The sequence below is a fragment of the Corallococcus exiguus genome, assembly GCF_009909105.1.
GTDB lineage: Bacteria > Myxococcota > Myxococcia > Myxococcales > Myxococcaceae > Corallococcus > Corallococcus exiguus.
In genome coordinates, this window is record NZ_JAAAPK010000016.1 from 88,810 (window position 1) to 112,917 (window position 24,108).

Consider the following 24,108-nt stretch of genomic DNA (forward strand, 5'->3'; position numbering starts at 1 on the left):
TTCGATGGATTGAGGCGCGGGACGACAAAGTGAAAAGCCGCCGGAGCTCCAGGCCCGTCAATGCGTTGTGTCGTGCGTGCCCTCCTGCTCGGAGGGCTCTTCCTCGCTCCGGCTCTGGGAGAGGAAGTCGTCCAGCGCGCCCACGTCGATGGGCTTGCGGAACACCGCATCCACCTGCGCCAGGCTCGCGCGGTTCTGTCCCCGCACGTCCATGCCGGTGACGATGGCCAGCAGCGCATGGGGCGTGCGCTGCCGCAGCTCGCGCGCCAGCTCCCAGCCCGTCATCTCCGGCATCACCGCGTCCAGCAGCGCGGCGTCGTAGGGGTGCTTCTCCCAGATGCGCAGGGCCACGTCCGGACTGTGCGCCACCTGCACTTCGTAGCCCTCCTCGCCTAGCACCTCCGCCATCATCCGCGCGTTGTCCAAATCATCGTCCACCACCAGCACGCGGCGCGCGCGCCCGGGCATGCGCGGCATGCGTCCCGGCGCCTGCGCGGGTGGCTGCTCGGTGGGCTCGGGCGCGCCGGCCGAAACGTCACGGAAGCGCGGCAGCCGCACGAGGAAGCTCGCGCCCGAGCCGTCGCGCCGGTTCTCCACCGTCAGCTCTCCGCCCCAGCGCTGCACCTGCGTGCGCGCCACCGCCAGGAACAACGAGAACTGCGGCGCCCCCGGGTCCCTGCGCAGCGGGTCGAACAGGCCCGCCAGTTCATCCTGCGCATAGGGCTTTCCCCCGTCCTCGATGCGCAGGTCCAGCCAGTCCTCCGCCGCAGGACGGGAGCGAATCACCAGCGTGCCGCCGCCCTCCATGCGGTCGCGCGCGGACAGCATCAGGTTGACGATGAGCTCTCGGAAGAAGCCCGCGTCCGCGTTCACGCCCCACGGGAAGCCCAGGTCCAGCTCCGTGTGCACCGGGTGCTCGCGCTGCTCCAATTCGCCCCGGGCCAGCTCCAACGCCTCGCGCACCGTCTGGTCCACCGGCACGTTGCCCAGGTGCTCCTCGGTGCGCTGCACGTTGAACTCCTGCAGCCGCGCAACCAACTCGCCAATGTTGCGCACCGTCTTGTCCAGCGCGTCGACGTGCTCGGGCTTGTATTCGCGTTGCAACAGCGTGATGCGCAGCCGCAGCACGTTGAGGAAGTTGTTGAGCGCGTGCGCGGCTCCGCTCGCCAGCTGCCCCAGCGCCTGCTGCCGGGTGCGCCTCAGGAGCTGTCCCTGGAGCCTGCGCACCTCGTCGTGCGCGTTCTCCAGGGCCTTGGTCTTCACCGCGGCCTCTGTGCGGTCGCTGAAGGTCTGGATGACGCCCGCCAGGACCTGGTCCTCCTCCCACACCGGCGTGGCGCTCATCTCCAGCGTGGCGTCCCCACCGCCGGGGCGCTCCACCTGCATCATCACGCCGCGCACCGGCCCCTTCTCGCGCAGCGCGCGCAGGAAGGGCATGTCCTGCACCTTGAAGGGCTCGCCCGTGGGGTGCCGCGCGTTGACCTGGGTGAGCACGGGCCCCAGCGAGCCTGCGGCGCGCGCGCCCACCACCGCGCGCATGGGCACGCCCATCAGGCGGCTCACCGGCGGCGAGGCGAAGGACACCATGCCGTCCGTCTCCGCCAGCAGGATGCCCACCTCCACGTGGTTGAGCACCGACTCCATCACCGCCGCCTCGCGGAAGCGCACCTCCTCCGTCTTGAGCACGCGCGCGTAGGAGGCCTGCGCGGACGCGTCCGCCTCCCACACCAGCTCCGACACCAGCTCCGCCACGTCCGCGTGGATGACGCCTCCGTTGCGGCGCGCATAGACGTAGAGCATCACCTCCTGGAGCGACTTGAACTCGCGGGTCAGGTCCTCGGGTTCGAAGTTCTGGTCGTACCGGAAGGCCCCGTGCGAACGCACCACCTCCGGCCACAACCGCACCGCGTCCTCGCCCCGGTCCTCGAGCAGCCGGGCAAGCTCGTCCAACAGATGGCGCAGCGGCGCGCGCAGGTCCCGGCCGGGGACCTCCACCTCGTACGTCTCCGCGCGCAGGCGCTTGGACCACAGGCGCGTGATGCGCTCGCCCTCGTCCGAGAGCAGTCCTGACAGCGCGGTGATGGCGGTATTGGAAGAAGGCACGCTCAAGGGCGCACGATGCGCACGCTCCAGGCGTCCAGCCACCCGCCCCCCGTCTCCTCGCGGTGCCGCAATGTCAGGCGTTCCACATGAACACCTCCATCAGGGGCCCCGAGCGCCCGCCTGTCCGGCCGCCCTGGCCAAGGCGAGCGGTCGTCCCCACCTTTCCAGGCACGGATGAGCACGAAGGAGCACAGGAAGAACGACCTGGAACAGCCTGAGATATCTCAGCAGGCCATGGCGCAGCTCTTCCGTGGCGAGCTGAGCCGCTCGGACACGTGGCGCACGCGGCTGGACACGACGACGAACTGGGCGCTCACCACGACGGCGGCGGTCATCTCCTTCGGCTTCGCGTCGCCGGAGAGCTCGCACGTCACGTTCCTGGTGGGCATCTGGATGGTGGTGTCCTTCCTGCTCATCGAGGCGCGGCGCTACCGCTACTACGACCTGTGGAACCGCCGCGTGCGTCTGCTGGAGGACGGCTGGTGGGCGCCGATGCTGCGGCGCGAGCCGGTGGATCCAGACGCGCTGCGGGAGCTGGCGGTGGAGATGTCCCGGCCGCAAATCCAGCTGTCGCTGGTGTCCGCCATCGCGACGCGGCTCAACCGCGCGTACGGGCCCATCCTCATCGTCCTGTTGGTGACCTGGTTCTTCAAGGTCTACAGCCACCCGCGTCCGCCGCGCGACTTCGGGGACTTCGTGGAGCGGGCGCACGTGGCCTGGATTCCAGGGCCGGTGGTGATGGCCGCGCTGCTGTTCCTCACCGTGGCGGCGGCGTACCTCTTCACCGCGTCCTTCTTCATCCGGTCGCCGCTGGGCGAACTGCGCACCCGGCCGCGCGGACGCCGGGCGGCGATGTGGGAGGCCTTCTACCGGCCCTACGCCATCCAGCGCCGCAAGCGCCCGCGGCCCCCGGGCGCGCGCGCCAACGCGCCGCGCCCGCCCGCCCCGTTCGACCACTGACGCTAGCCGCCGAGCTGCGCGCCTACCTGCGCCATCAGCGACATCACCCGGGCGCGCGTGGGCGCCTGGAGGTCCGGCCGCAGCGCGATCGCCTGGAGCATCTGGAACACGGGCGTGCCCCCTTCCAGGTGCTGGGCCGCGACCGCCAGCAGCGCGGGCTCTTCACCCGCCGCCAGCCCTCCGGCCACCACCCACGCCCGCAGGTGCTCCAGCGCACCGGCGTCGAGAGGCCGCGTGTTCAGCGCGTCCAGCAGCGCCCGCTGTACGCCCCGGTCCTTCTCCGTCTCCAGCGCGTCCAGGAGCAGCCGCGTGGCCAGCTCCTGCGGGGCGGCGCGCAGCGCGTCCGCCGCCGCGGCCCGCACGTCCGGGGACTCCGCGCGCAGGTGCGGCGGCACCACGTCCATCAGCCGCTCCGCCCGCGTGCCGCCCATCGCGCGCAGCGCGTGCGCCCGCGCCTCGTCCCCCGAGGCCTGGGACACGGCGGTCTCCAGCGTCCGCACCGCGGCGCGCGCCTCCACGGAGTCCGGGTTCAGGTGCGACGACCAGACCCCCAACGCGTACGACGTGGCCCGCTCCACCGGGACGTCGTGCTCCGTCCGGGCGCGCTCCAGCAGGCCGTTGATCATCACACCCGTCTCCGGCTCCGGCTTCGTCAGGAACCCCGCGCGCTGCACCATCATCACGTACGCGCCCGCGTGCTCCCGGGCCTCCGGCGACTGGAGGAGCGTGCGCAGCGTGGCCTGCGCCTGCGCGTGGCCCGCGCCCACCAGCAGGTCCAGCATCAGCTCGCGCATGCCAGGCTTCGTGCCCGGCTTCAGGAACAGCCGCGCCAGCTCCTGGCAGCGCTTCGGCTCCAGCGTCAGCGCCGCGATGGCCCGCCGCGCGAACACGTCCAGCCCCGCGATGGCCTCCGGACCGCTGGCGTCCTCCAGCGTCTCCAGCAGCTCGTCCACCGTCATCCCGTCCGCCTGACCGCGCAGCGCCGCCGTCTCCGGATCCATCTCGAAGGCAATCTGCGACGGCGTGCGAATCACCAGCTTCTGCTCGCCCGACGGCGGCAGGGGCTGCATCTCCCGCGATTGGTAGGTCAGCCTCAGGCGCAGCCGCTTGGACAGGAGCACGCGGCCGTCCGTGCCCAGCGCGTCCAGCACCTCGTCCTGGCTGATGGCGACGAGGCGCCCTTCCGCGTCCCGGTCGAAGGTCGTGAGCGAGCCCAGCTCCTGCTTCGCCACCGTCGCCGCGCCCGCCGCGCGCAGGCTCTGGTAGCGCGTCCTGCGGCGCGTCAGCCGCGAGGTGTCCCCGGGCTCGAAGGCGAACGCCGACTCCACGTCGCCCGTCTGCGTGGACTCCGTGGCGGTCCAGGCTGCCGCGTCGCGCAGCTCGGAGGGGAACAGCTCCGCCGCCAGCGTCTGCGCGAACTGGCGGAACAGCGGGGGCTCCGCCTCGGAGAAGCGCACCGCCTGGAGCGCGCCGCGCGCATCCAACTCCAGCCACGCGCTGGCGGTGTCCGGCAGGTGGGCCTGGAGCGCCGCCGCGTCGGGCAGCAGCGCCTGTCCGGAGAGGGTGGCTTCGTGCCGCGCCAGTCGGCGCAGCGTCAGGCGCAGCCGGGTGCCCGTCGCGCGCGTCTCCAGCGCCTGGAGCATCAGCTCGCCATCCAGGTGCAGCACGCCCTCCAGCTCCTGGGCCTTCGCGTCCTGCGCCGGCATGGGCAGCGCCACGCGCGTCAGGTCATCCCAGACGAGGTGGAAGGTGTGCGCCTCGCCCACGCGCCAGCGGAACAGCGGCAGCCGGTGGACGGACGCGGAGGCCTCCACCGTCGCGGCGGACGGAGACGACTCGGACAGCCAGAAGGGCAACGCTCCCAGGCACACCAGGGCACCCAGGCCGGCCACGCCACGAACGAGGGTCGAGCGACGCATGAAACACTCCCGCAAAAAGAAAAGCCGAAGAAGGTAGGGAACCACTCCCCGGGGCCGTTGAAGGCGGCCCCGGGGTCATGCGAGCGCGGCTAGTAGAGCTGCGCGAGCGGCAGGTAATGCTGGTCGTTGAAGAGCTGCGCGCTGGTGCCGAAGCCCGGCCACGACACGATGGGGAACTCCGCCTTCAGGAAGCCCAGCTCCGCGAACAGGGAGAGCCGGCCGTCCAGCGAGCGCAGCGTGAAGTTCAGGCTGGTGCCCAGTCCCAGGAACAGCGTGTTGGGGTTCGTCGGGTGCGTCGGCGAGCTCAGCGCCACGCCGATGCGGCCCTGGAGCGGCAGCTCGAAGCGCACGAGGGTCAGCGTGCCGCGGACACCAATCTGGAGGCCCGGGATGCCGATGGCCAGCGACACGAAGCCGTTGGCGGACGCGTAGGGCCCGATGTTGCCCAGCAGGTCCAGCGTGATGAGGTTGCGCGTGCAGTCACGGCCCATGGCGCCGCCCAGCGAGGCGACAATCCCCACCTCCACGGACAGGCCGCCGCTCACCGTCACGGGGATGAACCACACCATGAAGGTGGCGCTCGCCTTGGCCGCGTCCTTGTCCACGAAGGGCTTGCGCTCCACGAAGGTGAAGCGCGCCGGGTAGGACTGGTCGAACGTGAAGACGGGGTTGCCCAGCACGCGCGCGCTCAGCTCCGCCCGGATGGCGGAGGGCTGCGTGGATGCGCGGCCCGTCAGGTAGGCGACTTCCGTGCGCGTCGAGGTGAACACGTTCGCGTAGAGCCCCAGCTCGCTGAAGATGGCGGCGTTGGTGTCGCACCAGTTGCCGTTGAACGCGGAGCCGGGCGTGCTGAGCTCCCAGCCGGCGCGCAGCGAATAGCCCCCGCCGAAGTTCCTGTCACCCGCGTAGCCTCCCGCGGAGAAGTCCTGCCCCTGGCGCTTGGTCATGGTGACCGGGTTCGTGGGCGGCTGCTGATTCGCCGCCTGCTGCGCCAGGTACTCCGCCAGGATTCGGGAGTACGCGGCCACCAGCGTCGGGTTGAGCGTGTAGTCCTTCTGGTCCAGGCCCTTGATCTTCAGCCGGTCCGCGTTGCGGATGAAGCTCTCCGCGCCGAAGTCGTTGCCGGTGACGGTGAGGCACTGGCGCAGGTCCGCCTCGCGGCGGGGCACCATGACCGCGTCCACCATCGCCTTGTAGCGGCGGGGGCTCCAATCACACGCCGTGGTCTTGTCCGTGACGAGGCAGCCCTCGGCGTCCGCCTTCTCCAGCGACGCCTCCAGGGCCTTGTCCAGGCCGTACAGCTGCTCGGCGGTCTTCTCATCCAGCTCCACCGTGCTGAAGTCGCGGCTGCGCAGCATCTCCGACTCGCGCTGCCAACTGGCGTAGGCGGCGTTGCGCCGCTCCAGCAGGGCCGCGAAGGCCTCCTGGCGCTGCTGCGAATCGTTGAGCACGTCGTCGGCGACCTTGCTCAGCGACTTGCTCAGGGCCTGGTGCCACGCGTCCGAGGGCAGCACCGCCTGGCGGGCCTCGGCGTTGTTCGCCTTCAGCGCCGCCTCGGAGGTGAAGACGTAGCCCTTGGTGCCCTTGGGGTACGGCCCCGGCACGAAGCGGAAGTACGCGTTCTTCTCCACGCGCGTCTTGCCGTCCCAGAGGGGCGCCTGCTTCACCCCGTCCTTGCTGAACAGCGTGCGCTCCGCGATGCCCCCGGCGCCGTAGGCCGCGGTGAACACCGCGCGGAAGTCGTCGCCGAAGCGGCCCGCGTTCTGCTCGAAGCGGCTGAAGTCGTAGTGCTTCTCATGCACGTACTCCTGGCACGAACGCTCCAGCACGCCGTTGGCGTCCCACTCCTGGCGCTGCTTGTCGTACGCCTGCTCCACCTTGGTGAGGTTCTTGTAGCCCTTGCGCGCCAGCACCTGGCCGCGCTGCACCTGGCCCACGACGGACTCATCCGAACCGGAGAAGAGCGTGTCGAGCACGGCGTTGGGCTGCACGGCCACGGACTCCACGCCGCCGCCCATGCTCTCGGGCAGCAGCGCGGTGCGCTTGGACGCGGTCGTGTAGCGGGCCTTCCACTCGGACTCCATCAGGCCCTGGCAATAGGAGTCGTTCTCCTGGCCGCACGAGGACGCGCGGTAGTCCACGTTGGAGCACTCGGTCAGCGTGGGTTGGGTGCAGGGGGCCGCCAGCGCCTGGGGGGCCGCCAGCGACAGGGTGGACAGCATGGCCCAGCGCACGGGGTGCGGCAGCCGGACAGGGGTTCTGCGCGAACTCATGAAAGCCTCATCTCGGGGAACGCACGGGCCAGCAGGGCCCGGACGCCGCAGCCCATGAGCACGATGCGTGCCGGGCCTCTTCACCCCGCGCCTCAGAGGGGACGTCGAGGGAGCGCCTGGCGCCGTGAGGACGCGCAGACCACAAACGGCAAGTTCAGCCGTTGCCCCGAAGGCAACGACAGACGCCTGGGCTTGGGGGCGCGATACACGTTCGACACATGCGTTGGGCGCACCCTCCGCGGGGGCCGGCCCCCCGCCGTCACGCCCCGGGCGGGTCCCCCATGTCCCCCTGCCGGGCGGCCGGACGGACCACCCGGGCTGATGGGGGCCATGCCCAGGGGTGAATCCCGGGTGCTTTCGCCCTTCCGGCCCTCCCGGATTTGTGGTGTGAACCGCCCCCATGGCGAACACGCGCATTGTGACGGTCATCAACGGCGACGGCATCGGTCCCGAGGTTTCGGCGGCCACCATCCGCGTCCTGGAAGCCCTCAAGGTCCCCTTGGAGTTCGAGTTCAAGGACGCGGGCACGGAGGTGGTGGCCAAGTTCGGCACCAACCTGCCCCACGAGACGGTGGAGGCCGTGCTCCGCAGCGGCGTGGCGCTCAAGGGCCCCACCGGCACCGTCGTGGGTGGCGGCCTGCCCTCCGCGAACGTGGGCCTGCGCAAGCGGCTGGACCTGTACTCGTCCCTGCGCCCGGTGAAGAGCGTCCCCAACGTCAAGACGCGCTACGAGAACGTCGACCTGGTCGTCGTTCGTGAGAACACCGAGGACCTCTACGCGGGCCTGGAGCACATCGTGGTGCCGGGCGTCGTGGAGGCCATCAAGGTCATCACGGAGAAGGCGTCCACGCGCATCGCCCGCTTCGCCTTCGAGTACGCCAAGAAGAACGGCCGCAAGAAGGTGTCCGCCATCCACAAGGCGAACATCATGAAGCTGTCGGACGGCCTCTTCCTGGACTGCTGCCGCAAGGTGAGCCGCGAGTTCCCGGAGGTCGCGTACGACGAGGTCATCGTCGACAACCTCTGCATGCAGCTGGTGAAGGACCCGACCCGCTTCGACGTGATGGTGCTGGAGAACCTGTACGGCGACATCGTCAGCGACCTGTGCGCGGGCCTGGTGGGCGGCCTGGGCATGGTGCCGGGCGCCAACATCGGCGAGCGCACCGCCGTCTTCGAGGCCGTGCACGGCACCGCCCCGGACATCGCGGGCAAGGGCATCGCGAACCCCACCGCGCTGATGATGTCCGCGGTCATGATGCTGGAGTGGCTGGACCTGCGTGAGGCGTCCCAGCGCATGGCCAACGCCATCCAGAAGGTCTACGGCGGCGAGTCGAAGGTGCGCACCGGCGACCTGGGCGGCAGCGCCACCACGCGCGAGTTCACCGACGCCATCATCGCCGCGCTGTAGTCCTCGGCGCGCGGCGCGGTACCGCTGCAAAAGCCAAGGGGGCGGGAGGATTTCCTCCGGCCCCCTTCGTGTTTTCAGCCGACGGTGACCTTGAGGACGCCCCGAGCCTCCAGGAGCGCGGGAAGCCGTTCGCGCTGGTCGCCCTGCAACACCAGCGCGTCCTCCTCCACCACGCCACCGCAGCCCAGGCCGCCCTTGAGCGCCTTGAGCCAGGTGTCCAGCTGGGCGGCGGGCAGCCCCAGCTGCTCCACCACCGTCACCTCCTTGCCGCCCCGGCCCTTGCGCTCCATGCGCACCACTGCGCGCGCGGGGCCCTTGGGCTCCGGCTTCTCCCGGGGCGGGGGCGGAGGCGGCCCGGCGGGCAGCGCTTCCCGCTGCGCGGACAGGGCGGCGAAGGGGTTGTTGAAGGGCCCCGCCGGCGGGGCCTCGTCCTTCTTGTCGCGCTTGCCCATGGCGTCCTTCGCGCTCCTGTCCCCTTACGGGTGGGCGTGGCCCTCGTGGCCGGGGGAGCCGGTGCCACGCGAGCGCGGAGGCGGCAGGGCGCTGAAGGCGGGGGCGTCGGGGTTTCCGCTCGCCAGCACCAGCGCGTAGATGAGGGGCGCGAACGGCGGCACCTCACGGCCGTTCACCAGCACCAGCGGCGTGCCCTGGATGTTGAAGCGCATGGCGTATTCGACATCCTGGCGCAGCTTCCCGATGGTCTCCGGCGCCGTCATGCACGCCTCCAGCTGCGGGCGCGCCACGGAACCAGAGCTGGCGATCTCCATCACCTTGTCGGTGTCCAGGAAGGCCTGCGCGGCGAAGAGCCTCTCGCGCAGCGTCCAGAAGTCCTTCGCGCCCTCCAGGCACACCGTGGCCCGGGCCGCGGCGCAGCGCACGCTGAGCGCGTCCGGCCCACGGTTGGGGATGGCCGGGTTGCACTGGCCGTCCAGCGGGAACTGCCGCGCCTCCACGGACAGCATGCCCTGGGGCGCGTGCTGCTTGATGGCGGCCAGCTCCTCCACCAGCATCTTGCAGTGGGGGCACTTGCTGTCGGTCCACTCCAGCACCTTCACCGGCGCGTCCGCCGGGCCGTAGAGGGCGCGCGGAGGATAGGCCGCGAGCTTCGGCGTGGCCGCCCGGTACACGGCGAGCGCATCCGACAGGAACTGGCGCTGCTGCGGATCCAGGCTGGCGATGAACTCACCCAGCGTCGCGGGCGGCGCGGGCGGAGGCGGCGGCATGGGGGAGTTGGAGCCGGACGTGTTCGGCGCCTGCGTGGAGGCCACCGGCGGCAGGAAGGCGCCGGCCTTCGGCGCGTGCGGCGTGGCCCGGCCGGGCATCTGCATGGCCACGAAGGCGACGGCGGAGATGCCCACGGTCCACTTGAGCGTGTCGCCCCACTCGCCCGCCTGGGGCATCAGGGGGCCGGGCAGGCCGCGCCACGCCACGCCGGTGAAGACGAGCACCAGCGCGTAGGTGCCCATGCAGGTGGGGCACACCACGCCCAGCTGGGCGCTGACGGCGGCGAAGACGATGATGGAGACGACGCCCGCGAGCGCCAGCAGGCGCAGGCCGTTGGTGGCCGGGCGCACATCGCGGCCCGCCTTGGCCCACGCGAGGTACAGCGCGGAGAGGCCCACGGCGGCCAGGCCCCACACCAGGCCCAGGCCCGCGATGGGGATGCCCAGCGTGTCGTGCACGGCGCTGGCGAAGTCCGAGTTCCAGACGGTGGCGCAGTTGACGGTCTCGCTGATGCTGCAGGCGGTGGAGCCGCCCGCGCGCACCGTGAGCAACTCCAGCCATTGATAGACGGCGAGCCCGCTGGTGACGAGTCCCAGCGCCAGCAGCGCGAGTGCGCCACGGGTGGGAACGGGGGCGGCCGGGGTCGGGGCCTTCTTGCTCATGCGTGCTCCGGAGGGGGGGTCATCAGGACGAGGAGGCGGGCGTTGTCCGGGCCGTCATTGACGACGCCGTGTTCGGTGCCCGCGGGGGCGAAAAGGGTGGAGCCGGGGCCATGCGCCGCTTCCTCGTCGCCGATGCGGAAGCGGCAGCTTCCCTCCAGCACGAGGTACACCTTGTCGGACGTGGCATGCCGGTGGGGCTTCTGCGCCTGGCCCGGGGCCAGGCAGTAGACGTCGAGGAAGAAGCGACCCGACTGGAAGACGGAGTGCTTCTGGAGCTTCTCTAAGGAGAAGCCCTGGAAGGCCGAAAGCTGCTTCACATCCATCGTGGCATCCGCTCCTGCGCCTCTATATAGCGACGGGCATGGAACCGCTGACGCTGCATTTTGTTCACGAGCAGGTGGGTGCCCGCTTCATTTCGGTGGGCGGCCGCGAGGTCGTGGCCGGGTATGGAGACGTGGGCGCGGAGTATGGCGCGGCCCGTGACGCAGTGGCACTGCACGATGCGTCCTACCGCGAAATCCTCCGGATAACGGGGGAGGATCGCGCCTCCTTCCTCCACGGCATGGTGACCCAGGAGGTGAAGAACCTCCCGGTGGGCTCGGCCGCCTATGCCGCCCTCATCACGGTGAAGGGCGCCATGGTGGGAGATGCACGCATCCTCAAGCGGGAGGACGACCTCCTGCTGGACCTGGAGCCCGGCCTGGGCGCCAAGGTGCGGGAGTTCCTGGACAAATACCTCATCTCCGAGGACGCGGAGCTGCACGACGGCACCCCGGAATGGGGCTGGCTCAAGCTGCTCGGCCCCCGGACGGCCCAGGTGCTGGCCGCCGTCCCGGGCGGCCCCTCGGAGCTTCCGGCGCCCCTGTCCAGCCGCAAGGCCACCCTCGCTGGCCAGGAGGTGTTGCTCCTGGGGACGGCGCTGCCGGGCGGGCTGTCCGGCGTGGACGTGCTGGTGCCTCGCGCGGGGCTGGAGGCGGTGTGGGCGGCGCTGGTCCAGGCGGGCGGGGCGCACGGGCTGAAGCCGCTGGGGTTCGACGCGCTGGAGCGGGTGCGGGTGGAGGCGGGGGTGCCGCGCTACGGGCAGGACATGGTGGACACCACCATCCCGCTGGAGGCGAACCTCACCAACGCCATCTCCTACAACAAGGGTTGCTACATCGGGCAGGAGGTCATCGCCCGGGCCACCTTCCGCGGGCACATGAAGCGCAAGCTGGCGGGGCTGCTGCTGGGTGAGAAGGACGTGGCGCCCGGCACGGAGCTGCGCCGCGGGGAGAAGAAGGTGGGCTGGGTCACGAGCGTGGTGACGTCCCCGGTGAAGGGTCAGCGGGTGGCGCTGGGCTACGTGCACCGTGACTCGCTGGAGCCGGGCACGGAGCTGACGTTGGGCGAAGGCGCGGGCACCGTCACGGTGGCCGCCCTGCCCTTCACGGCCTCGTAGCCTGAGACAACGCCTGGCGCACCGCCGCGCGCACGGGCGCGGGCACCGCATCCCCTGGAATGCGCCGGCACAGGGACACCGTGCGCTTGAGCGAGTCGCACGCCTCGGTACAGCGCGGGCAGCGCGACAGATGGTCCTCCAGACGCACGCAGGTGGCCTGGTCCACCTCCTGCGCGGCGAACCCGGAGAGCTCCCGCGCCAGCTCCGGGCACGCCGGGGCCTGCTCCTCGGAGCCCTCCCCCATCAGCGTGGAGAGGTGTTCGCGCAGCTGGAGCCGCGCGCGGTGCAGCCGGCTCTTGAGCGCCCGCACCTCGATGCCCACCACCTTCGCCGCCTCCTCCGCCGGCAGGCCCTCCACGTCCCGGAGGATGAGCACCTCCCGGTGGGCTTCCGGCAGCGCGAGGATGGCCGCCTGCAACACCTCCCCCATCTGCCGCGCATGGGACACCACGTCCGGGGTGGCAGCCTCCGCGGCGACGTGGGTGGCCGCGGGAGAGTCGAGGGGCTGGAACTCCTCGGGTGCTCCGGCGCGCTTGCGGCGCAGGCGGAGGCAGTGCGTGCGGGCCACCTGATACAGCCACGTGGACAGCTCCGCGTCGCCCCGGAACGAGTGGATGCCCTGGAAGGCCGCGAGCAGCGTCTCCTGGAGCACCTCCTTCGCGTCCTCCTCCGAGCCGCACATGCGCAGGCCAAAGCGGTACACCTGCTTCTCGTGGCGGGCGAGGACCTCATCCAGCGCCTTGTCGTCGCCAGCGCGCGCGGCCTCCATCAGCTGCTCATCGGTTCGCGTCGACATCACCCGGTCGCCTCCTCCACATGTCTCCGTCACGCCCGAGACGCAGAGCGCCCGGTCGCCAGGATGCCACCCGGGCCATCCTCATGAGGATGCATAGCGGGAATCTGGCGCCGGTGCTGAAGGGTCACGCAAGAGCCGCCTCATGGGTGCGAGCGACCCGGCATGGGACGGCTGAGGCGCTCGAATCAGTAGCGGATGACCTGATAGCCCTCGGCCACCAGGCGTGACAGCTCCGCGACGCCGTTGTCCACCACCTCCGCCTCCAGCTGGAGCTTCTTGGGGTCGATGCCGAACTTCGCGAGCGCGTGGCCGCAGGCCACCAGCCGGACGCCCGCGGCCTTCGCGGCCTGGGCCTCCTTGCGGACCGACTCCGGCACGGCCTTGACCGTCGGGTCCAACGCCACCACCGCGCGGCCGTAGGTGAGCCACACCACGTCCGAAAGGTAGCCGGACTCCTTGGCCGTCTTCGCGTGCCGGAAGGAGCTGGAGAGGGTGCCGATGTCCTCCAGGCCCGTGGTGGAGACGAAGACGAGCTTGCCCTGGCGCGCGGGGGCCTTCTTCTCGGTGGCCTGGGAAGACTGGGACGGCGGCGCGGCGAGCGTGGCCAGTGGAGCGGTGACGAGCGCGGTGACGAGCAGCAACAGGAAGCGATTCATTCGAGGAGCTCCGAATCAGGCCGAGGATTACTGGATGGACAGCAACTGGATGAGGCCCCAGGCGGACAGCGCCAGAGCCGCGAAGCCGGCGAGGCCCGCGTAGACGACGCGCATGCCCGCGCGGCGGACCATGCTCAGGTGGGTGCCCAACCCCATGGCCGCCATGGCCATCACCATGAGGAAGACGCTGGCGGTGGAGAGCCCGGCCTTGGCGGCCGTGGGCAGCACGCCCACCGAGCCCAGCACGCCCACGGCGAGGAAGCCGATGACGAACCAGGGAATGGGCGGCTCCTTCAGCGAGTAGCGCACCTTCCCGCCCGCGCCGGAGGCGAGCCCCAGCACCACCAGCGCGGGGGCCAGCAGCACCACGCGGGTGAGCTTCACCAGCGTTCCCAGGTCACCCGCGGAGGTGCCCCAGGTGAAGGCCGCGGCCATCACCTGCGCCACCTCGTGCAGCGTGGCGCCCGAGAGGATGGCGAGCTGCGCGGTGCTCAGCCCCAGCAGCGGCCCCACGAAGACATAGAAGAGCACGCCCACCGTGCCGAGGATTCCACACAGGCCTACCGCCAGCGTGGTGTCCTCCTCGTCGGCGCGGGTGACGGAGCTGGCGGCCACCACTGCGCTGGCGCCGCAGATGGAGGTGCCCACGGCCAGCAGCGTGCCCAGCTTCTCCGGGACGCCGAAGCGCTTCGTCACCCAGCGGATCCCCAGGATGCCGCCGACGATGACGGCAAGGGCGAGCAGCAGCACGCGTGGGCCCACCTTCGCCACCAGCCCGAAGTCGAGCCGCGCCCCCATCAGCACGATGCCCAACCGCAGCACCGTGCGCGCCGAGTAGCGCGTGCCCTCCACCAGGACAGCAGACAGCCCCAGGGCCGTGCGCAGCGTGATTCCAATGAGCAGCGCCACCGTGAGCGGCCCTACCACCTTGAGGCCTGGAAGCGTGGCAAGCCAGTAGCTGGCCACCGCCAACCCCGCGGCGAGCCCCAGGCCCGGCAAACGCCGACGCCAGACGCCTCCCGGTGGAGGTGCGACGGGGGTGGAGGGTGTAGCGAGAGGAGCAGTCATGTCGTGTTCTCGTTTTCATCCGGGAGGGCGCGGATGGGCTCGGGTGACGCGCACGCCGGCCTGGCGCTCCTCCGGTTTGGTTTCGTGTCAGGCCGTGGCGGGAGGTGTCCGCGCTCCCTCGGCCACGCCGAGTTGCCGCAAGAGCATCGGGAGCGCTTCAGTTCTCCGGGGCAGGACGAAGCAGGGCTCACTCCACCTGCTGGGTGCGCAGCACGGGCGGGAGGTCCTCGCCCACGGCGCGCCCTTGCAGCGCGTCGTTCAGACGCGGCTTGCCGGCGAGGAAGCGGCGCACCGCCTCGTGCGCATCGATGTCCAGGACGTGCGGCTCCTGGACGCCGGGAATCCGGCACACCATGTCGGGGGTATCGCCCTCACGCTCGCAGGCCGTCACGGTGTAGAGGCGGTCGTCCTCCACCGGCCTGCCTCCGACTTCGATTGCCAGCAGGCGCTCGCCCCTGGGCGCGTTGGCCCGGAAGTGCAGCGTCATCCCCGAGGGACGCGGCAGCCACCCGCCAAAGCGCTTCTGCGGGTCCTTCGCGAAGACGTTCTCCAGCTCCTGCTCCCAGAAGGCGCGAAGCTGCCGGCCACTCACCTTGCCCGTCTTCAACTTGTTGACGATGGGGAAGAGGTTCCACAGGTCCGCTTCGCGCACCGGCCCGGGCAGCAGCGGCGTGCCGAAGCGGAAGCCGTTGGAGAGGCCTATCTGCGTCCCACCAGCGGCGCGGATGGCGTCCGCCAGCACGTTGTCGAGCGGGTTCTCCACCACCGCGTAGCGCGCGAGCGTCACGTCGGTGTGGCCCACCGTCGCGGACAGCTTCGCCTCGTGCGGAGCGAGCGCGGCATCCACCAGCCGGGCCACCTTCGGGTCCTCGGGGAAGCGCGACGCGGTCAGCTCGATGAGCTCCCAGCGGCGGTCCACCACCCGGCCCTCCTCCACCCACAAGTCCAACCGTCCGAGGAAGGAGCCGAAGGCGCCGGGCTCCACCACCCAGCTGCCGGCCTTCTCGATGGGTGCATAGGTGCGCTCATGCGTGTCGCCGGACAGGTGGACGTCCACGCCGGGCACGCGGGCGGCGAGTCCCACCGCCTTGGCGAGCCCCACGTGCGTCATCAGCAGCACCACCTGGGCGCCTTCACGCTCGCGCACCTCGCGCACGAGCGCCGGCAGTTCCTCCGGGCCGTCGTAGCGCAGGCCCTGGCTGTAGCCGGGAGGCTGGCGGCGCGGGACATCCGGATCCGTGAAGCCGACGACGGCCACCTTCACCCCGCCCACCTCCTTCATGAAGTACGGCGGAAAGAGGCGCTCACCGCTGGCCGCATCGCGCAGGTTGGCGGCGACGAGCGGATGCTTCAGCTCACGGGCGCGCTGGCGCAGCACCCTGGGGCCGTACACCACCTCCCAGTTGCCGGGCACCGCGCCGTCCAGCCCGAGCGCGTTGAGCGGCGCGATGAGTGCTTCGCCCTCGGTGAGCGCCGCCGCGCCCGAGCCCTGAATCGTGTCACCGGCATCGAGCACCAGCACGTCACCGCCGCGCTCCGCGCGGATCCGCTGGATGGCGGCGGCCACGCGAGCGAAGCCGCCGGCCTCTTCGATGCGCTCCTTCCCTTCGTGCCAGAACAGCTCGGGGTGGGCGCGCAGCTGCGCGTGCAGATCCGCCACGTAGAGGACGGTGAGCTGCTTGCGCTGGGACGAAACGCTGTCGGCCGGTGGGGTGATGGCTCCCGGCCGCGTCAGGGCACAGCCGGAGCCCAGGCCGCCCAGCGAGAACAGCGCGCCGAGCAGGGAAAGCAGAGGCATCATCGTCATGAAGCACCTTGAAGAAGAGAGACTGCGGAGGGGACACGAGGTGTGCCGCGCGAAGTTCCCGCGGCGCGCCGGCACCCCGGCCGCGCCCCTCCCCTCACTCCCAGGCCGACATGGGGCCCAGGTTGAAGACGTCCTGGAATCCACGCTCCTTCAGGAGGAGTTCGGCGCGGCTGCTGCGCGCGCCACTGCGGCAGTAGAGGACGAGGGGCTTCTCCGGCGAGCCGAGCTCGGCGAGCCGCTGGGGCAGCTCATCCACGGGGATGTTCACCGCCCCGGGAAGGTGCCCGGCGGCGAACTCCTCCGGCGTGCGGACATCCACCAGCGTGGCGCCCGCCTCCACCCGCTGGTGGGCCTCGGCCCCGGTGGAGCGCTGGTGCGCACAGGAGACGAGGAACGGACCGGCGAACAGGGCAGCGACGACGAGAACGGACTTCATGGAGCGGCTCCAACCGGGCCCAGAGGCCCGCTGGGCCCAGGGGAACGGGGTACAGCGGGGTGGAACGTCAGCATGCCCTCGAGGAAGCTGCCGGAGAGACCGGGACGCATGCCCCGAGGACACGGCCGGGAAGCTCGAAAGCTCTCGGCCTCGTGACCTCAAGGCGCCAGACGGGCCAAGGCGTCGGCGAGCACCGGCTGCTCCAGCTCGGAGACGGCGAGCGCGGCCTGCCCGCCCCTGCGCGGCGCCACGCAGATGCGCTCGCCGATGGGGCCCTGCGTGCAGCGCGTCCCTTCTCCGGCGAAGCTCGCCGCCTCCCGCGCCGCGGGGGAGCCCGGCGGCGGCAGGAAGAGCGTCATCGCCGTGCCCCCCTCGTGCCGGTACAGCAGCGAGGCGGAGAGCTGTCCATGCAGCCGGCAGCGGCGGGCCCCCAGCAGCGTCGCGCCGGGTACCACCGGTACGTCCACCGCGTAGCCCACCTCCCGCGCCACCCAGGCCTTCACCGCGGCCGGATCCGAGGACTCGAACTCGCAGGGAGTGGCGCGCGAGAAGGCCTTGAGGTGGTGCCGCTCGAGGTCCATCGCCAGCGCGTCGTTCATGCCACCGGGCCACGACGTCCAGAGGATGCCCACGGACGCGACCGCCGCGGCCAGGCCCACCGTCCACCGCCGCCGGAAGGCGGGGCGGGAGCGCGGAGCCAGGCGGGAGACACGCGCCCTCAGCTCGAGCGGCACGTGATTCTCCGTGGCGGCCTGGGCCTTCAGCGCCTCGCGCAGCGGGGCATAGCGGGCCGCCTCCCGGGCACAGCCCACGCACCGGGCCAGGTGCTGCTCCACGGCCTGCCGCTCGTGCGCCGGGCCCTCCCCATCGAACCACGCGGAGAGACGTTCCTGCCACGCCGGGCTACAGGCTTCCATGTGACTTCTCCTTCTCCAGGAGGTCGAGCATCGCCCCCCGGGCCCGCGCGAGGCGCGAGCGCACGGTGCCCACTGGACAGCCCTGGACCTGGGCGATCTCCTCGTAACTCAGCTCTTCGACTTCGCGCAGCCACAGCGCATCCCGCCACTCGGGGGCCAGCGACTCCAGCGCCGCCTTCATGCCCGAGCTGAGCGTGTGGGCGTGCAGCTCCGCCTCCAGGTCCGCGGAAGGCTCGGGAGCGGCATCCTTCCCCAGACCGCCCTCCAGCACCTCCAGCCGGGGGCGCAGGCCCCGCCGGGAGTTGAGAAAGACGGCGCGCTGGACGGCGAGCAGCCATCCCTTGAGCCGCTCCGGGTCGCGCAGCTCGTCGTGCCGCTCCAGCGCGCGCGCCACCGTCTCCTGCACCAGGTCATCCGCCTCGGCGGTGCTGCCCGTCAGGCGGCGGCCCACCCGTCGCAGGGCTGGCAGGTGCTCCAGGGCACGTTCAATAAAGGACCGGCTGCTCACGTTCCTCCAGGACACGGTGGCGGCCGCGAAAAGTTCCCGAGGGGCTACGGAGTGGGCGATGCGCCCGGGACCGGAGTGCCCGCGCTCGCGCTCCGTCGCGCCCGCGGCACCTGCGCGAGGGCCATGCCAGCGAACATGGCGGGCACGAAGACGAGCAACTGCGTCGCACCGGTGGCGAGCGAGGCGAGCGCGGGGCCGGGGCAGTAGCCGCCGAGCCCCCAGCCCACGCCGAAGAGGCCCGCGCCCACGAGGAGCCTGCGGTCCACCCCGCTGGCGGAGAAGGAGGGGAACGTCGCGGCGAACAGGGGCCGCTCGCGCTTGTGGATGAAGGGCCGCAGCGCCGCGTGCACGGCGATGGCGCCGCCCATCACGAACGCGAGCCGGTAATCCCAATCCCCCGCGAGGTCGAGGAAGCCGAGGACGTTGGCCGGGTCCGTCATGCCGCTGATGCCCAGGCCGATAGCGAAGAGGAGGCCGCTGAGAAACGCACTGATGTTTGAACGCATGGAGGGCTTTCCCTAGAGGACGTGGCGAATCAGGAAGACGGTGAGGACGCCGGTGGCCATGAAGGTGAGCGTGGCCGCGATGGAGCGGGCCGAGCCGCGGCTGATGCCGCAGACGCCGTGCCCGCTGGTGCAGCCGTTGCCCAGCCGCGAGCCGAACCCCACCAGCAGTCCGGCCCCCACCAGCAGCAAGGCGCCGCCCGCGCTCAAGGACGTGGGGGCCGGGAAGGAGCCAGGGCGCAGCCACGCCAGCAGCAGGCCCCCGGTGAGCAGTCCGGCGAGGAAGAGCACGCGCCAGGCGACATCCCCGCGCACGGGGGCCAGCAGCGAGCCCACCACGCCGCTGATGCCGGCAACCCGGCCATTGGCCAACAGGAGCAAGGAGGCACTCAGGCCGATGAGCGCCCCACCCAGGAGGGGAGGGAGGAGGGAGGAAATCATGTCCTGTAAGAGCCAGATTCGGAGGCGGAGGATTCCGCCAGGGGAAGGCCCTGAATCCTTTTGTCCGCCCCCTGGCTCTCAAGGACAGGAGGCTTCGACATGATTTTCCGCCAGCTTTTCGACGCAGAGTCCTCGACCTACACCTATCTCCTCGGCGACGAGACCACGCGGCAGGCCGTCCTCATCGACCCTGTCATCGAGCAGGTCGACCGGGATCTGAAACTGGTGGGCGAGCTGGGCCTCACCCTCACCCACGTCTTTGATACCCACGTGCACGCGGACCACGTCACCGCGTCCGGCGTGCTGCGCGAGCGCACGCAGGCCACGGTGGTGGGGAGCAAGGGAGGAGCCGCCTGCGCCAACGTCCAGGTGGGCCACGGAGACGAGGTGCGCGTCGGGCAGCGCGTCTTCCAGGTGCTCGCCACCCCGGGGCACACGGACGACAGCGTCAGCTACCTGCTGGGCGACCGCGTCTTCACCGGGGACGCACTGCTCGTGCGCGGCAACGGCCGCACCGACTTCCAGAACGGGAACGCGAGCCAGCTCTACGACAGCCTCACCCGCGTCCTCTTCCGCCTGCCGGATGAAACGCTCGTCTACCCCGCGCACGACTACCACGGTCACCTGGTGACGAGCATCGGCGAGGAGAAGCGACACAACCCGCGCGTCGCGGGCAGGAGCCGGGAGGAGTTCATCGAGGTGATGAACAACCTCCACCTGCCCAAGCCCAGGAAGATCGACGTCGCCGTCCCAGCCAACCGCGCCTGTGGGCACACGGCGCCTTCTCCGCGGGGGGCCTGAAGTCCCCTGCCCTTCCCAACAGGAGCAAGCCATGACACCCCATCACCCCTATCAGGACCTCACGCCCTCGCAGCTCGACACGCTCGGCTCCGAGGTGCGGCGCATCGACGTGCGTGAGCCGGACGAGTTCACGGGACCCTTGAGCCACCTTCCCGGAGCGGAGCTCGTCCCGCTGGGCACGCTGGAGGCGGCGGCCGCGTCGTGGCCGCGGGAACAACCGCTGCTGCTCATCTGCCGCTCGGGTGGGCGCTCCGCGAAGGCGGCGCAGGCGCTCGCCCAGCGTGGCTTCAAGCACCTCTACAACCTGGCGGGCGGGATGCTCGCCGTGCGCGAACCCCGCGCGCCCCAGGGCTAGCGGAAACGGACCCCATGCCCATCCTCGGCTTCTCGCTCGCGGCCCTCATCGGCCTGTCGCTCGGCCTGCTCGGCGGCGGCGGCTCCATCATCACCGTCCCCATCCTCGTGTACGTCCTGGGCTTCGGGGCCAAGGAGTCCATCGCCATGGGGCTGGCCGTGGTGGGCGTCACCAGCCTCTTCGGAGCGGCGGGCCACTGGCGCAAGGGCAACGTGCGGCTCCGGGCGGCCTTCGTCTTCGGGGCGGTGGCCATGGTGGGCACCTACGCGGGGGCGCGCCTGTCCGTCTTCGTCTCGGGCGCCGTGCAGCTGCTGCTCTTCGCCACGGTGATGCTCGTGGCCGCCTTCTTCATGTTCCGCAACGGCCGCAAGGAGGCCGCGCTCGCCGCGCGCCAGGAGTCCGCGCCCGTGCCCGAGCCCCGCAAGGCATCCTTCCCCGTCATGGCTCTGGCCGCGCTCGGCGTGGGTGGGCTCACGGGGCTGGTCGGGGTGGGCGGCGGTTTCCTCATCGTCCCGGCGCTGGTGCTCCTGGTGGGCCTCCCGATGAAGCAGGCGGTGGGCACGAGCCTGCTCGTCATCGCCCTCAACTCCTTCGTGGGCTTCGCCGGCTACCTCGGCCACGTCCAGGTGCCCTGGCTCTCCCTGGGCATCTTCACGGCCATCGCCGTGGCGGGCATCCTCGTCGGCACCTGGGCCACCCACTACGTCTCGCAGGCGGCCCTCAAGCGGGCCTTCTCCCTCTTCCTCGTCGTGATGGGCGCCTTCATCATGTTCAAGAACCGGGACGCGCTGGCGGGGCTGCTGCTGGGTGAGAAGGACGTGGCGTCCGGCACGGAGCTGACGCGGGGCGAAGGCGCGGTCACCGTCACGGTGGCCGCCCTGCCCTTCACGGCCTCGTAGACTGATTGCCCGCACAGCTCGCGGGCAGCGTCACCCCTATGGGTGATGCCGGCTCCCAGCAGGTTCCCATACGTTCCGTGAGCCAATTCCTCGCTCCCTCGGGCCTGGAAACGCCATGTCTGCCCAAGGCATTGGCTGGAGCTCACGCACATGAAAAGAATGACCCTGAAGCGAAACGTCTGGGTTTGTCATGCCTTGCGGCTCATGGCCCTCCTGGGGTCGGCGGGATGCGGCGCCGGAGTGGCGCCAGAGGCCTCTGACGAGGAGCCTGTCAGCACCCAACGGCTCAGCTTCGAGGAGTTCGAGAGGCGCACGTATCGCGAACCGGAGACCGGCATCTACATCGTCGACGGTGACATGCCGATGTCGGACCTCGATGAACTGCGGGAGTACTACGACGGCCTCTCGAAGCCCGGCGCGCTCATCGTCCGTACCGTGAACGGAGTGACGGCGACATGGAGCAACGCCCAGAAGCTCGACCTCCGGTACTGCGTGAGCACGGGCTTCGGCTCGCGGTATGCCAGGGTCGTCGAGGCCATGTCACGCGCGGCGAATGCCTGGGAAAGCGCGGCCAACGTCGACTTCATCCACGTCCAGGCCGAGGACAGCAACTGCGGCGCGAGCAATCCCAACGTCGTCTTCGACGTCAGCCCTGTCTCGGGCCAGGACTATCTGGCGCGAGCCTTCTTCCCTGACGACGTCCGCGCGAACCGCAACGTCCTCATCGACGCCAGCGCCTTCGGGAGCATTCCGCCCTATACGTTGGAGGGGGTCCTCCGCCATGAACTGGGACACACGTTGGGCTTGCGGCATGAGCACACGCGACCTGACAGCGGCGTTTGCCATGAGGACAGCAACTGGCGAACTCTCACGCACTATGACCCGGACTCGGTGATGCACTACCCGCAGTGCGCGGGCACGAATACGGTGGATCTGCACCTCACGCAGCGCGACCGGATTGGCATCCGGGCGCTCTATGGTCGTGGGAATCTGAACCTGGCCCTGATGGGCAACGCCTCGGCGTCATCCACCTATTGCGTCGGCACCAGCGAGCATTGCTACTCACCCAACCGGGTCAACGACGCATCCCGCGACAGCACGCTCAATGGCCTCCATGGCTGGACCAACGCCAATGGCGCGGCACTCCCCCAATGGGTCCAGGTGGATCTCGGTAAGCCTCACGTCATCAACCAGGTCAACGCCGTCTTCAGCAGCGACGGTGTCCCGCAGGCCTATTCGATCGAAGTCTGGACTGGCTCCGCCTGGGTGGCGGTGAACAACGTCACGGGCAATACGCAGGTGGAGAGAATCCAAACCTTCGAGCCTGTGGTCGCCAGCCGCGTGCGGCTGCTGGGCCGGCTGGGTTCCACCACACAGCCGGGATATGTGCGCGTGAACGAGCTCGAGGTCTACAACAACCATGAGAATCTGGCGCTCTCCGCGAAGGCCTCGGCGTCTTCTTCCTTTTGCGCGCTCGGCTGCTATTCCGCGTCCAAGGTCAACGACGGCAATTTCAGTACGCTGATTGGCGGTGACACGAGCTGGACGAATGCCTGGGGCGCCGCGCTCCCGCAGTGGGTGGAGCTGGATTTCGGTGGCCCCCGCACCTTCCGGCACGTCGAACTCTTCATGAGCGAAGACGGCGCACCCCAGACCTACAGCATCCAGATCTGGAACGGGAACACCTGGGAGGACCTCCACGAGGTCCATGGAAACAGCCAGTGGTGGCGCTCCCATTACACCCTGACCCCCACCACCACGTCGAAGCTGCGGGTGCTCGGGAAGCTCGGGTCCGCCCTGCAGCCGGGCTACGTGCGGATCAACGAGGTGGAGATCTACGAGAACTGAGCGGGGCTTGAATCCCTCTCTTCCACGAGCCAAGGCAGGTGGGGCCCCGGACGTTCAATTCTTCTTCATCGCGGCATTGCTGTCGGTGGGCTTCTTCGCGGGCTGTGGCGGAGTGGAGCAGGAGGCGCAGCAGACAGAATGTCGCCATCCGGCCGCCGTAACGCGACATTGAGTTCCATCTGCACCCGCGTCCCCAGGTCCACAGACGAAGCGGGTTCAGGGGCGCTCAGGGGGACGCCTTCCCCACAGGCCACGCAGCAGCGCGAGCGGCACTTCCACGATCAACAGCATCAGGGCGAACAGGAGCGCCAGCGCGATGGGCCCCAGCACGATTCCTCCGACCAGGCCCGCCGCCGCCCAGCCGAGTCCGAAGCCGAAGCCCCAGACCGCGCCGGTCACGCCGCCCAAGAAGGCTCCCAGGAGGACAGTCAGTTCAATCAGGGTCATGGGGGAGTCGCTCTGCAACAACCGTGCATCAGGCTCGCTCCCGGGGAAACATCCCCCGCAGGTCGCGCAGCACCGCGCGCGGTCCTTTCGTGACCAGCGTCATCAACATCGCCAGGACGAACAGCAGCAGCAGCAAGAGGATGGGGCCCAGCACGACGCCTCCGACGAGTCCCGCCACCGCCCAGCCGATTCCCGACCCGAAGCCCCACACCACCCCCACCACGCCTCCAATGGCGGCCCCCACGAGCATGACGGGTTCAATGAGGGTCATTGGGGATTCGCGTCACAGTACACGTACTTCGTCCCGGTGGAGCAGCCCATGACGGCGCACTGCGGGTCCTTCTGGGCCGCCTGGTCCTTCTGGATGAGGGCCTGGAGGTCGTCCTTGTTCGCGCAGGACAGACACTGCACCTCCGGCTCCACTCCGCCGCAGCAGCCACAACCACAAGCGACGTAGGTCGCTTTGCAGTCCAGCGGCGCCTTCGCTTGCACACCATAGTCGGCGGACTGGCAACCCCACCCCAGCGCGCCCGCCAGAAACAGCCCCATGAGCATTCGCATGGAGTGAAGATAGGCGATGCATGCCACCCTGGCAGCCCGCCTCATCTCACTCAACCATGATAGACTTTCAATCCCTGA

General features: G+C 70.3%; 25 protein-coding genes. 7 read left to right on the forward strand and 18 right to left on the reverse strand.

Features of this window, described 5'->3' with window-relative positions; genetic code table 11:
* Positions 1–57 precede the first annotated feature (57 nt).
* Positions 58–2,103 (reverse strand): hybrid sensor histidine kinase/response regulator, encoded by a 2,046-nt coding sequence (locus GTZ93_RS39690; RefSeq protein ID WP_139919893.1) that lies wholly within the window; start codon positions 2,101–2,103, stop codon positions 58–60.
* 174 nt (positions 2,104–2,277) lie between these two features.
* Between GTZ93_RS39690 and GTZ93_RS39695 the strand changes: the two genes are divergently transcribed.
* A complete protein-coding gene (locus GTZ93_RS39695) occupies positions 2,278–3,063 on the forward strand; it encodes a DUF2270 domain-containing protein (protein ID WP_120579112.1) in 786 nt (261 codons plus the stop codon).
* A gap of 2 nt (positions 3,064–3,065) precedes the next feature.
* On the opposite strand, the gene GTZ93_RS39700 is transcribed toward GTZ93_RS39695, so the two are convergent.
* On the reverse strand, positions 3,066–4,982 hold the full coding sequence (locus tag GTZ93_RS39700) for a HEAT repeat domain-containing protein (protein ID WP_139919892.1): 1,917 nt from the start codon (positions 4,980–4,982) through the stop codon (positions 3,066–3,068).
* Between the two features lie 89 nt (positions 4,983–5,071).
* Positions 5,072–7,255: a hypothetical protein gene (locus tag GTZ93_RS39705; protein WP_139919891.1), complete on the reverse strand. Its 2,184-nt coding sequence runs from the start codon at positions 7,253–7,255 to the stop codon at positions 5,072–5,074.
* Positions 7,256–7,655: 400 nt separating this feature from the next.
* Here GTZ93_RS39705 and GTZ93_RS39710 point away from each other — a divergent pair, with 400 nt between their 5' ends.
* On the forward strand, positions 7,656–8,663 hold the full coding sequence (locus tag GTZ93_RS39710; protein WP_120579115.1) for an isocitrate/isopropylmalate dehydrogenase family protein: 1,008 nt from the start codon (positions 7,656–7,658) through the stop codon (positions 8,661–8,663).
* A 74-nt stretch (positions 8,664–8,737) separates the two neighbouring features.
* Here GTZ93_RS39710 and GTZ93_RS39715 read toward each other — a convergent pair whose 3' ends face one another.
* Genes GTZ93_RS39715 through GTZ93_RS39725 form a run of 3 tightly spaced genes read right to left on the reverse strand, consistent with a single transcriptional unit; the run spans position 8,738 to position 10,872 of the window.
* Positions 8,738–9,115, reverse strand: a complete 378-nt coding sequence (locus GTZ93_RS39715) for a translation initiation factor (RefSeq protein ID WP_139919890.1) — start codon at positions 9,113–9,115, stop codon at positions 8,738–8,740.
* Positions 9,116–9,139: 24 nt separating this feature from the next.
* Positions 9,140–10,549 (reverse strand): vitamin K epoxide reductase/DsbA family protein, encoded by a 1,410-nt coding sequence (locus tag GTZ93_RS39720; protein WP_161663331.1) that lies wholly within the window; start codon positions 10,547–10,549, stop codon positions 9,140–9,142.
* Positions 10,546–10,872, reverse strand: coding sequence for a cupin domain-containing protein (locus GTZ93_RS39725; RefSeq protein ID WP_120600303.1), 327 nt, complete (start codon positions 10,870–10,872; stop codon positions 10,546–10,548). The genes GTZ93_RS39720 and GTZ93_RS39725 overlap by 4 nt, the downstream gene beginning before the upstream one ends.
* Before the next feature lie 38 nt (positions 10,873–10,910).
* Here GTZ93_RS39725 and ygfZ point away from each other — a divergent pair, with 38 nt between their 5' ends.
* Positions 10,911–11,987, forward strand: a complete 1,077-nt coding sequence (gene ygfZ, locus GTZ93_RS39730; RefSeq protein ID WP_161663332.1) for a CAF17-like 4Fe-4S cluster assembly/insertion protein YgfZ — start codon at positions 10,911–10,913, stop codon at positions 11,985–11,987.
* Here ygfZ and GTZ93_RS39735 read toward each other — a convergent pair.
* The 9 genes from GTZ93_RS39735 to GTZ93_RS39775 form a co-directional block, all read right to left on the reverse strand.
* Positions 11,974–12,783 carry a sigma-70 family RNA polymerase sigma factor gene (locus tag GTZ93_RS39735; protein ID WP_139922498.1) on the reverse strand — a complete coding sequence of 270 codons (810 nt, stop codon included), beginning with the start codon at positions 12,781–12,783 and terminating at the stop codon, positions 11,974–11,976. The two genes, ygfZ and GTZ93_RS39735, sit on opposite strands and share 14 nt — an antisense overlap.
* Positions 12,784–12,968: 185 nt before the next feature.
* A complete protein-coding gene (locus GTZ93_RS39740; RefSeq protein ID WP_139922495.1) occupies positions 12,969–13,439 on the reverse strand; it encodes a DsrE family protein in 471 nt (156 codons plus the stop codon).
* Between the two features lie 27 nt (positions 13,440–13,466).
* On the reverse strand, positions 13,467–14,507 hold the full coding sequence (locus GTZ93_RS39745; protein ID WP_139922493.1) for a YeiH family protein: 1,041 nt from the start codon (positions 14,505–14,507) through the stop codon (positions 13,467–13,469).
* A gap of 187 nt (positions 14,508–14,694) precedes the next feature.
* Positions 14,695–16,314 (reverse strand): bifunctional metallophosphatase/5'-nucleotidase, encoded by a 1,620-nt coding sequence (locus GTZ93_RS39750; RefSeq protein WP_257979475.1) that lies wholly within the window; start codon positions 16,312–16,314, stop codon positions 14,695–14,697.
* A 94-nt stretch (positions 16,315–16,408) separates the two neighbouring features.
* Positions 16,409–16,750 (reverse strand): rhodanese-like domain-containing protein, encoded by a 342-nt coding sequence (locus GTZ93_RS39755; RefSeq protein ID WP_139922488.1) that lies wholly within the window; start codon positions 16,748–16,750, stop codon positions 16,409–16,411.
* A gap of 158 nt (positions 16,751–16,908) precedes the next feature.
* Positions 16,909–17,667, reverse strand: a complete 759-nt coding sequence (locus tag GTZ93_RS39760; protein WP_139922485.1) for an anti-sigma factor family protein — start codon at positions 17,665–17,667, stop codon at positions 16,909–16,911.
* Positions 17,654–18,175 carry an RNA polymerase sigma factor gene (locus tag GTZ93_RS39765; protein ID WP_257979474.1) on the reverse strand — a complete coding sequence of 174 codons (522 nt, stop codon included), beginning with the start codon at positions 18,173–18,175 and terminating at the stop codon, positions 17,654–17,656. Before GTZ93_RS39765 ends, GTZ93_RS39760 begins: the two co-directional genes overlap by 14 nt.
* Before the next feature lie 44 nt (positions 18,176–18,219).
* Positions 18,220–18,681, reverse strand: a complete 462-nt coding sequence (locus tag GTZ93_RS39770; protein ID WP_139922481.1) for a DUF6691 family protein — start codon at positions 18,679–18,681, stop codon at positions 18,220–18,222.
* 12 nt (positions 18,682–18,693) lie between these two features.
* Entirely contained in the window at positions 18,694–19,119 is a 426-nt protein-coding gene (locus GTZ93_RS39775) for a YeeE/YedE family protein (protein ID WP_120581479.1), read from the reverse strand.
* 99 nt (positions 19,120–19,218) lie between these two features.
* On the opposite strand from GTZ93_RS39775, the gene GTZ93_RS39780 reads away from it, so the two are divergent.
* The 4 genes from GTZ93_RS39780 (at position 19,219) to GTZ93_RS39795 (ending at position 23,022) form a co-directional block, all read left to right on the forward strand.
* Positions 19,219–19,920 carry an MBL fold metallo-hydrolase gene (locus GTZ93_RS39780; RefSeq protein ID WP_139922478.1) on the forward strand — a complete coding sequence of 234 codons (702 nt, stop codon included), beginning with the start codon at positions 19,219–19,221 and terminating at the stop codon, positions 19,918–19,920.
* Between the two features lie 31 nt (positions 19,921–19,951).
* A complete protein-coding gene (locus GTZ93_RS39785; RefSeq protein ID WP_139922475.1) occupies positions 19,952–20,275 on the forward strand; it encodes a rhodanese-like domain-containing protein in 324 nt (107 codons plus the stop codon).
* A gap of 14 nt (positions 20,276–20,289) precedes the next feature.
* A complete protein-coding gene (locus tag GTZ93_RS39790; RefSeq protein WP_161663333.1) occupies positions 20,290–21,174 on the forward strand; it encodes a sulfite exporter TauE/SafE family protein in 885 nt (294 codons plus the stop codon).
* 159 nt (positions 21,175–21,333) lie between these two features.
* Entirely contained in the window at positions 21,334–23,022 is a 1,689-nt protein-coding gene (locus GTZ93_RS39795; RefSeq protein ID WP_139923996.1) for a M57 family metalloprotease, read from the forward strand.
* A 216-nt stretch (positions 23,023–23,238) separates the two neighbouring features.
* Here the strand turns inward: GTZ93_RS39795 and GTZ93_RS39800 are convergent, their stop codons facing one another.
* Genes GTZ93_RS39800 through GTZ93_RS39810 form a run of 3 tightly spaced genes read right to left on the reverse strand, consistent with a single transcriptional unit; the run spans position 23,239 to position 24,018 of the window.
* The gene (locus tag GTZ93_RS39800) at positions 23,239–23,469 is read right to left on the reverse strand and encodes a hypothetical protein (protein ID WP_139923997.1); all 231 of its coding nucleotides are present in this window, start codon (positions 23,467–23,469) and stop codon (positions 23,239–23,241) included.
* A gap of 28 nt (positions 23,470–23,497) precedes the next feature.
* Positions 23,498–23,740: a hypothetical protein gene (locus GTZ93_RS39805; RefSeq protein ID WP_161663334.1), complete on the reverse strand. Its 243-nt coding sequence runs from the start codon at positions 23,738–23,740 to the stop codon at positions 23,498–23,500.
* The gene (locus GTZ93_RS39810) at positions 23,737–24,018 is read right to left on the reverse strand and encodes a hypothetical protein (protein ID WP_139921464.1); all 282 of its coding nucleotides are present in this window, start codon (positions 24,016–24,018) and stop codon (positions 23,737–23,739) included. The genes GTZ93_RS39805 and GTZ93_RS39810 overlap by 4 nt, the downstream gene beginning before the upstream one ends.
* Between the last annotated feature and the right edge of the window lie 90 nt (positions 24,019–24,108).

Excerpts from the sequence above, each read along its gene's own strand:
- GTZ93_RS39695 (WP_120579112.1), top strand. The coding sequence starts at position 2,278 with ATGAGCACGAAGGAGCACAGGAAGAACGACCTGGAACAGCCTGAGATA.
- GTZ93_RS39700 (WP_139919892.1), bottom strand. The coding sequence starts at position 4,982 with ATGCGTCGCTCGACCCTCGTTCGTGGCGTGGCCGGCCTGGGTGCCCTG.
- GTZ93_RS39705 (WP_139919891.1), bottom strand. The coding sequence starts at position 7,255 with ATGAGTTCGCGCAGAACCCCTGTCCGGCTGCCGCACCCCGTGCGCTGG.
- GTZ93_RS39710 (WP_120579115.1), top strand. The coding sequence starts at position 7,656 with ATGGCGAACACGCGCATTGTGACGGTCATCAACGGCGACGGCATCGGT.
- GTZ93_RS39715 (WP_139919890.1), bottom strand. The coding sequence starts at position 9,115 with ATGGGCAAGCGCGACAAGAAGGACGAGGCCCCGCCGGCGGGGCCCTTC.
- GTZ93_RS39720 (WP_161663331.1), bottom strand. The coding sequence starts at position 10,549 with ATGAGCAAGAAGGCCCCGACCCCGGCCGCCCCCGTTCCCACCCGTGGC.
- GTZ93_RS39725 (WP_120600303.1), bottom strand. The coding sequence starts at position 10,872 with ATGGATGTGAAGCAGCTTTCGGCCTTCCAGGGCTTCTCCTTAGAGAAG.
- ygfZ (WP_161663332.1), top strand. The coding sequence starts at position 10,911 with ATGGAACCGCTGACGCTGCATTTTGTTCACGAGCAGGTGGGTGCCCGC.
- GTZ93_RS39735 (WP_139922498.1), bottom strand. The coding sequence starts at position 12,783 with ATGTCGACGCGAACCGATGAGCAGCTGATGGAGGCCGCGCGCGCTGGC.
- GTZ93_RS39740 (WP_139922495.1), bottom strand. The coding sequence starts at position 13,439 with ATGAATCGCTTCCTGTTGCTGCTCGTCACCGCGCTCGTCACCGCTCCA.
- GTZ93_RS39745 (WP_139922493.1), bottom strand. The coding sequence starts at position 14,507 with ATGACTGCTCCTCTCGCTACACCCTCCACCCCCGTCGCACCTCCACCG.
- GTZ93_RS39750 (WP_257979475.1), bottom strand. The coding sequence starts at position 16,314 with ATGACGATGATGCCTCTGCTTTCCCTGCTCGGCGCGCTGTTCTCGCTG.
- GTZ93_RS39755 (WP_139922488.1), bottom strand. The coding sequence starts at position 16,750 with ATGAAGTCCGTTCTCGTCGTCGCTGCCCTGTTCGCCGGTCCGTTCCTC.
- GTZ93_RS39760 (WP_139922485.1), bottom strand. The coding sequence starts at position 17,667 with ATGGAAGCCTGTAGCCCGGCGTGGCAGGAACGTCTCTCCGCGTGGTTC.
- GTZ93_RS39770 (WP_139922481.1), bottom strand. The coding sequence starts at position 18,681 with ATGCGTTCAAACATCAGTGCGTTTCTCAGCGGCCTCCTCTTCGCTATC.
- GTZ93_RS39775 (WP_120581479.1), bottom strand. The coding sequence starts at position 19,119 with ATGATTTCCTCCCTCCTCCCTCCCCTCCTGGGTGGGGCGCTCATCGGC.
- GTZ93_RS39780 (WP_139922478.1), top strand. The coding sequence starts at position 19,219 with ATGATTTTCCGCCAGCTTTTCGACGCAGAGTCCTCGACCTACACCTAT.
- GTZ93_RS39785 (WP_139922475.1), top strand. The coding sequence starts at position 19,952 with ATGACACCCCATCACCCCTATCAGGACCTCACGCCCTCGCAGCTCGAC.
- GTZ93_RS39790 (WP_161663333.1), top strand. The coding sequence starts at position 20,290 with ATGCCCATCCTCGGCTTCTCGCTCGCGGCCCTCATCGGCCTGTCGCTC.
- GTZ93_RS39795 (WP_139923996.1), top strand. The coding sequence starts at position 21,334 with ATGACCCTGAAGCGAAACGTCTGGGTTTGTCATGCCTTGCGGCTCATG.
- GTZ93_RS39800 (WP_139923997.1), bottom strand. The coding sequence starts at position 23,469 with ATGACCCTGATTGAACTGACTGTCCTCCTGGGAGCCTTCTTGGGCGGC.
- GTZ93_RS39805 (WP_161663334.1), bottom strand. The coding sequence starts at position 23,740 with ATGACCCTCATTGAACCCGTCATGCTCGTGGGGGCCGCCATTGGAGGC.
- GTZ93_RS39810 (WP_139921464.1), bottom strand. The coding sequence starts at position 24,018 with ATGGGGCTGTTTCTGGCGGGCGCGCTGGGGTGGGGTTGCCAGTCCGCC.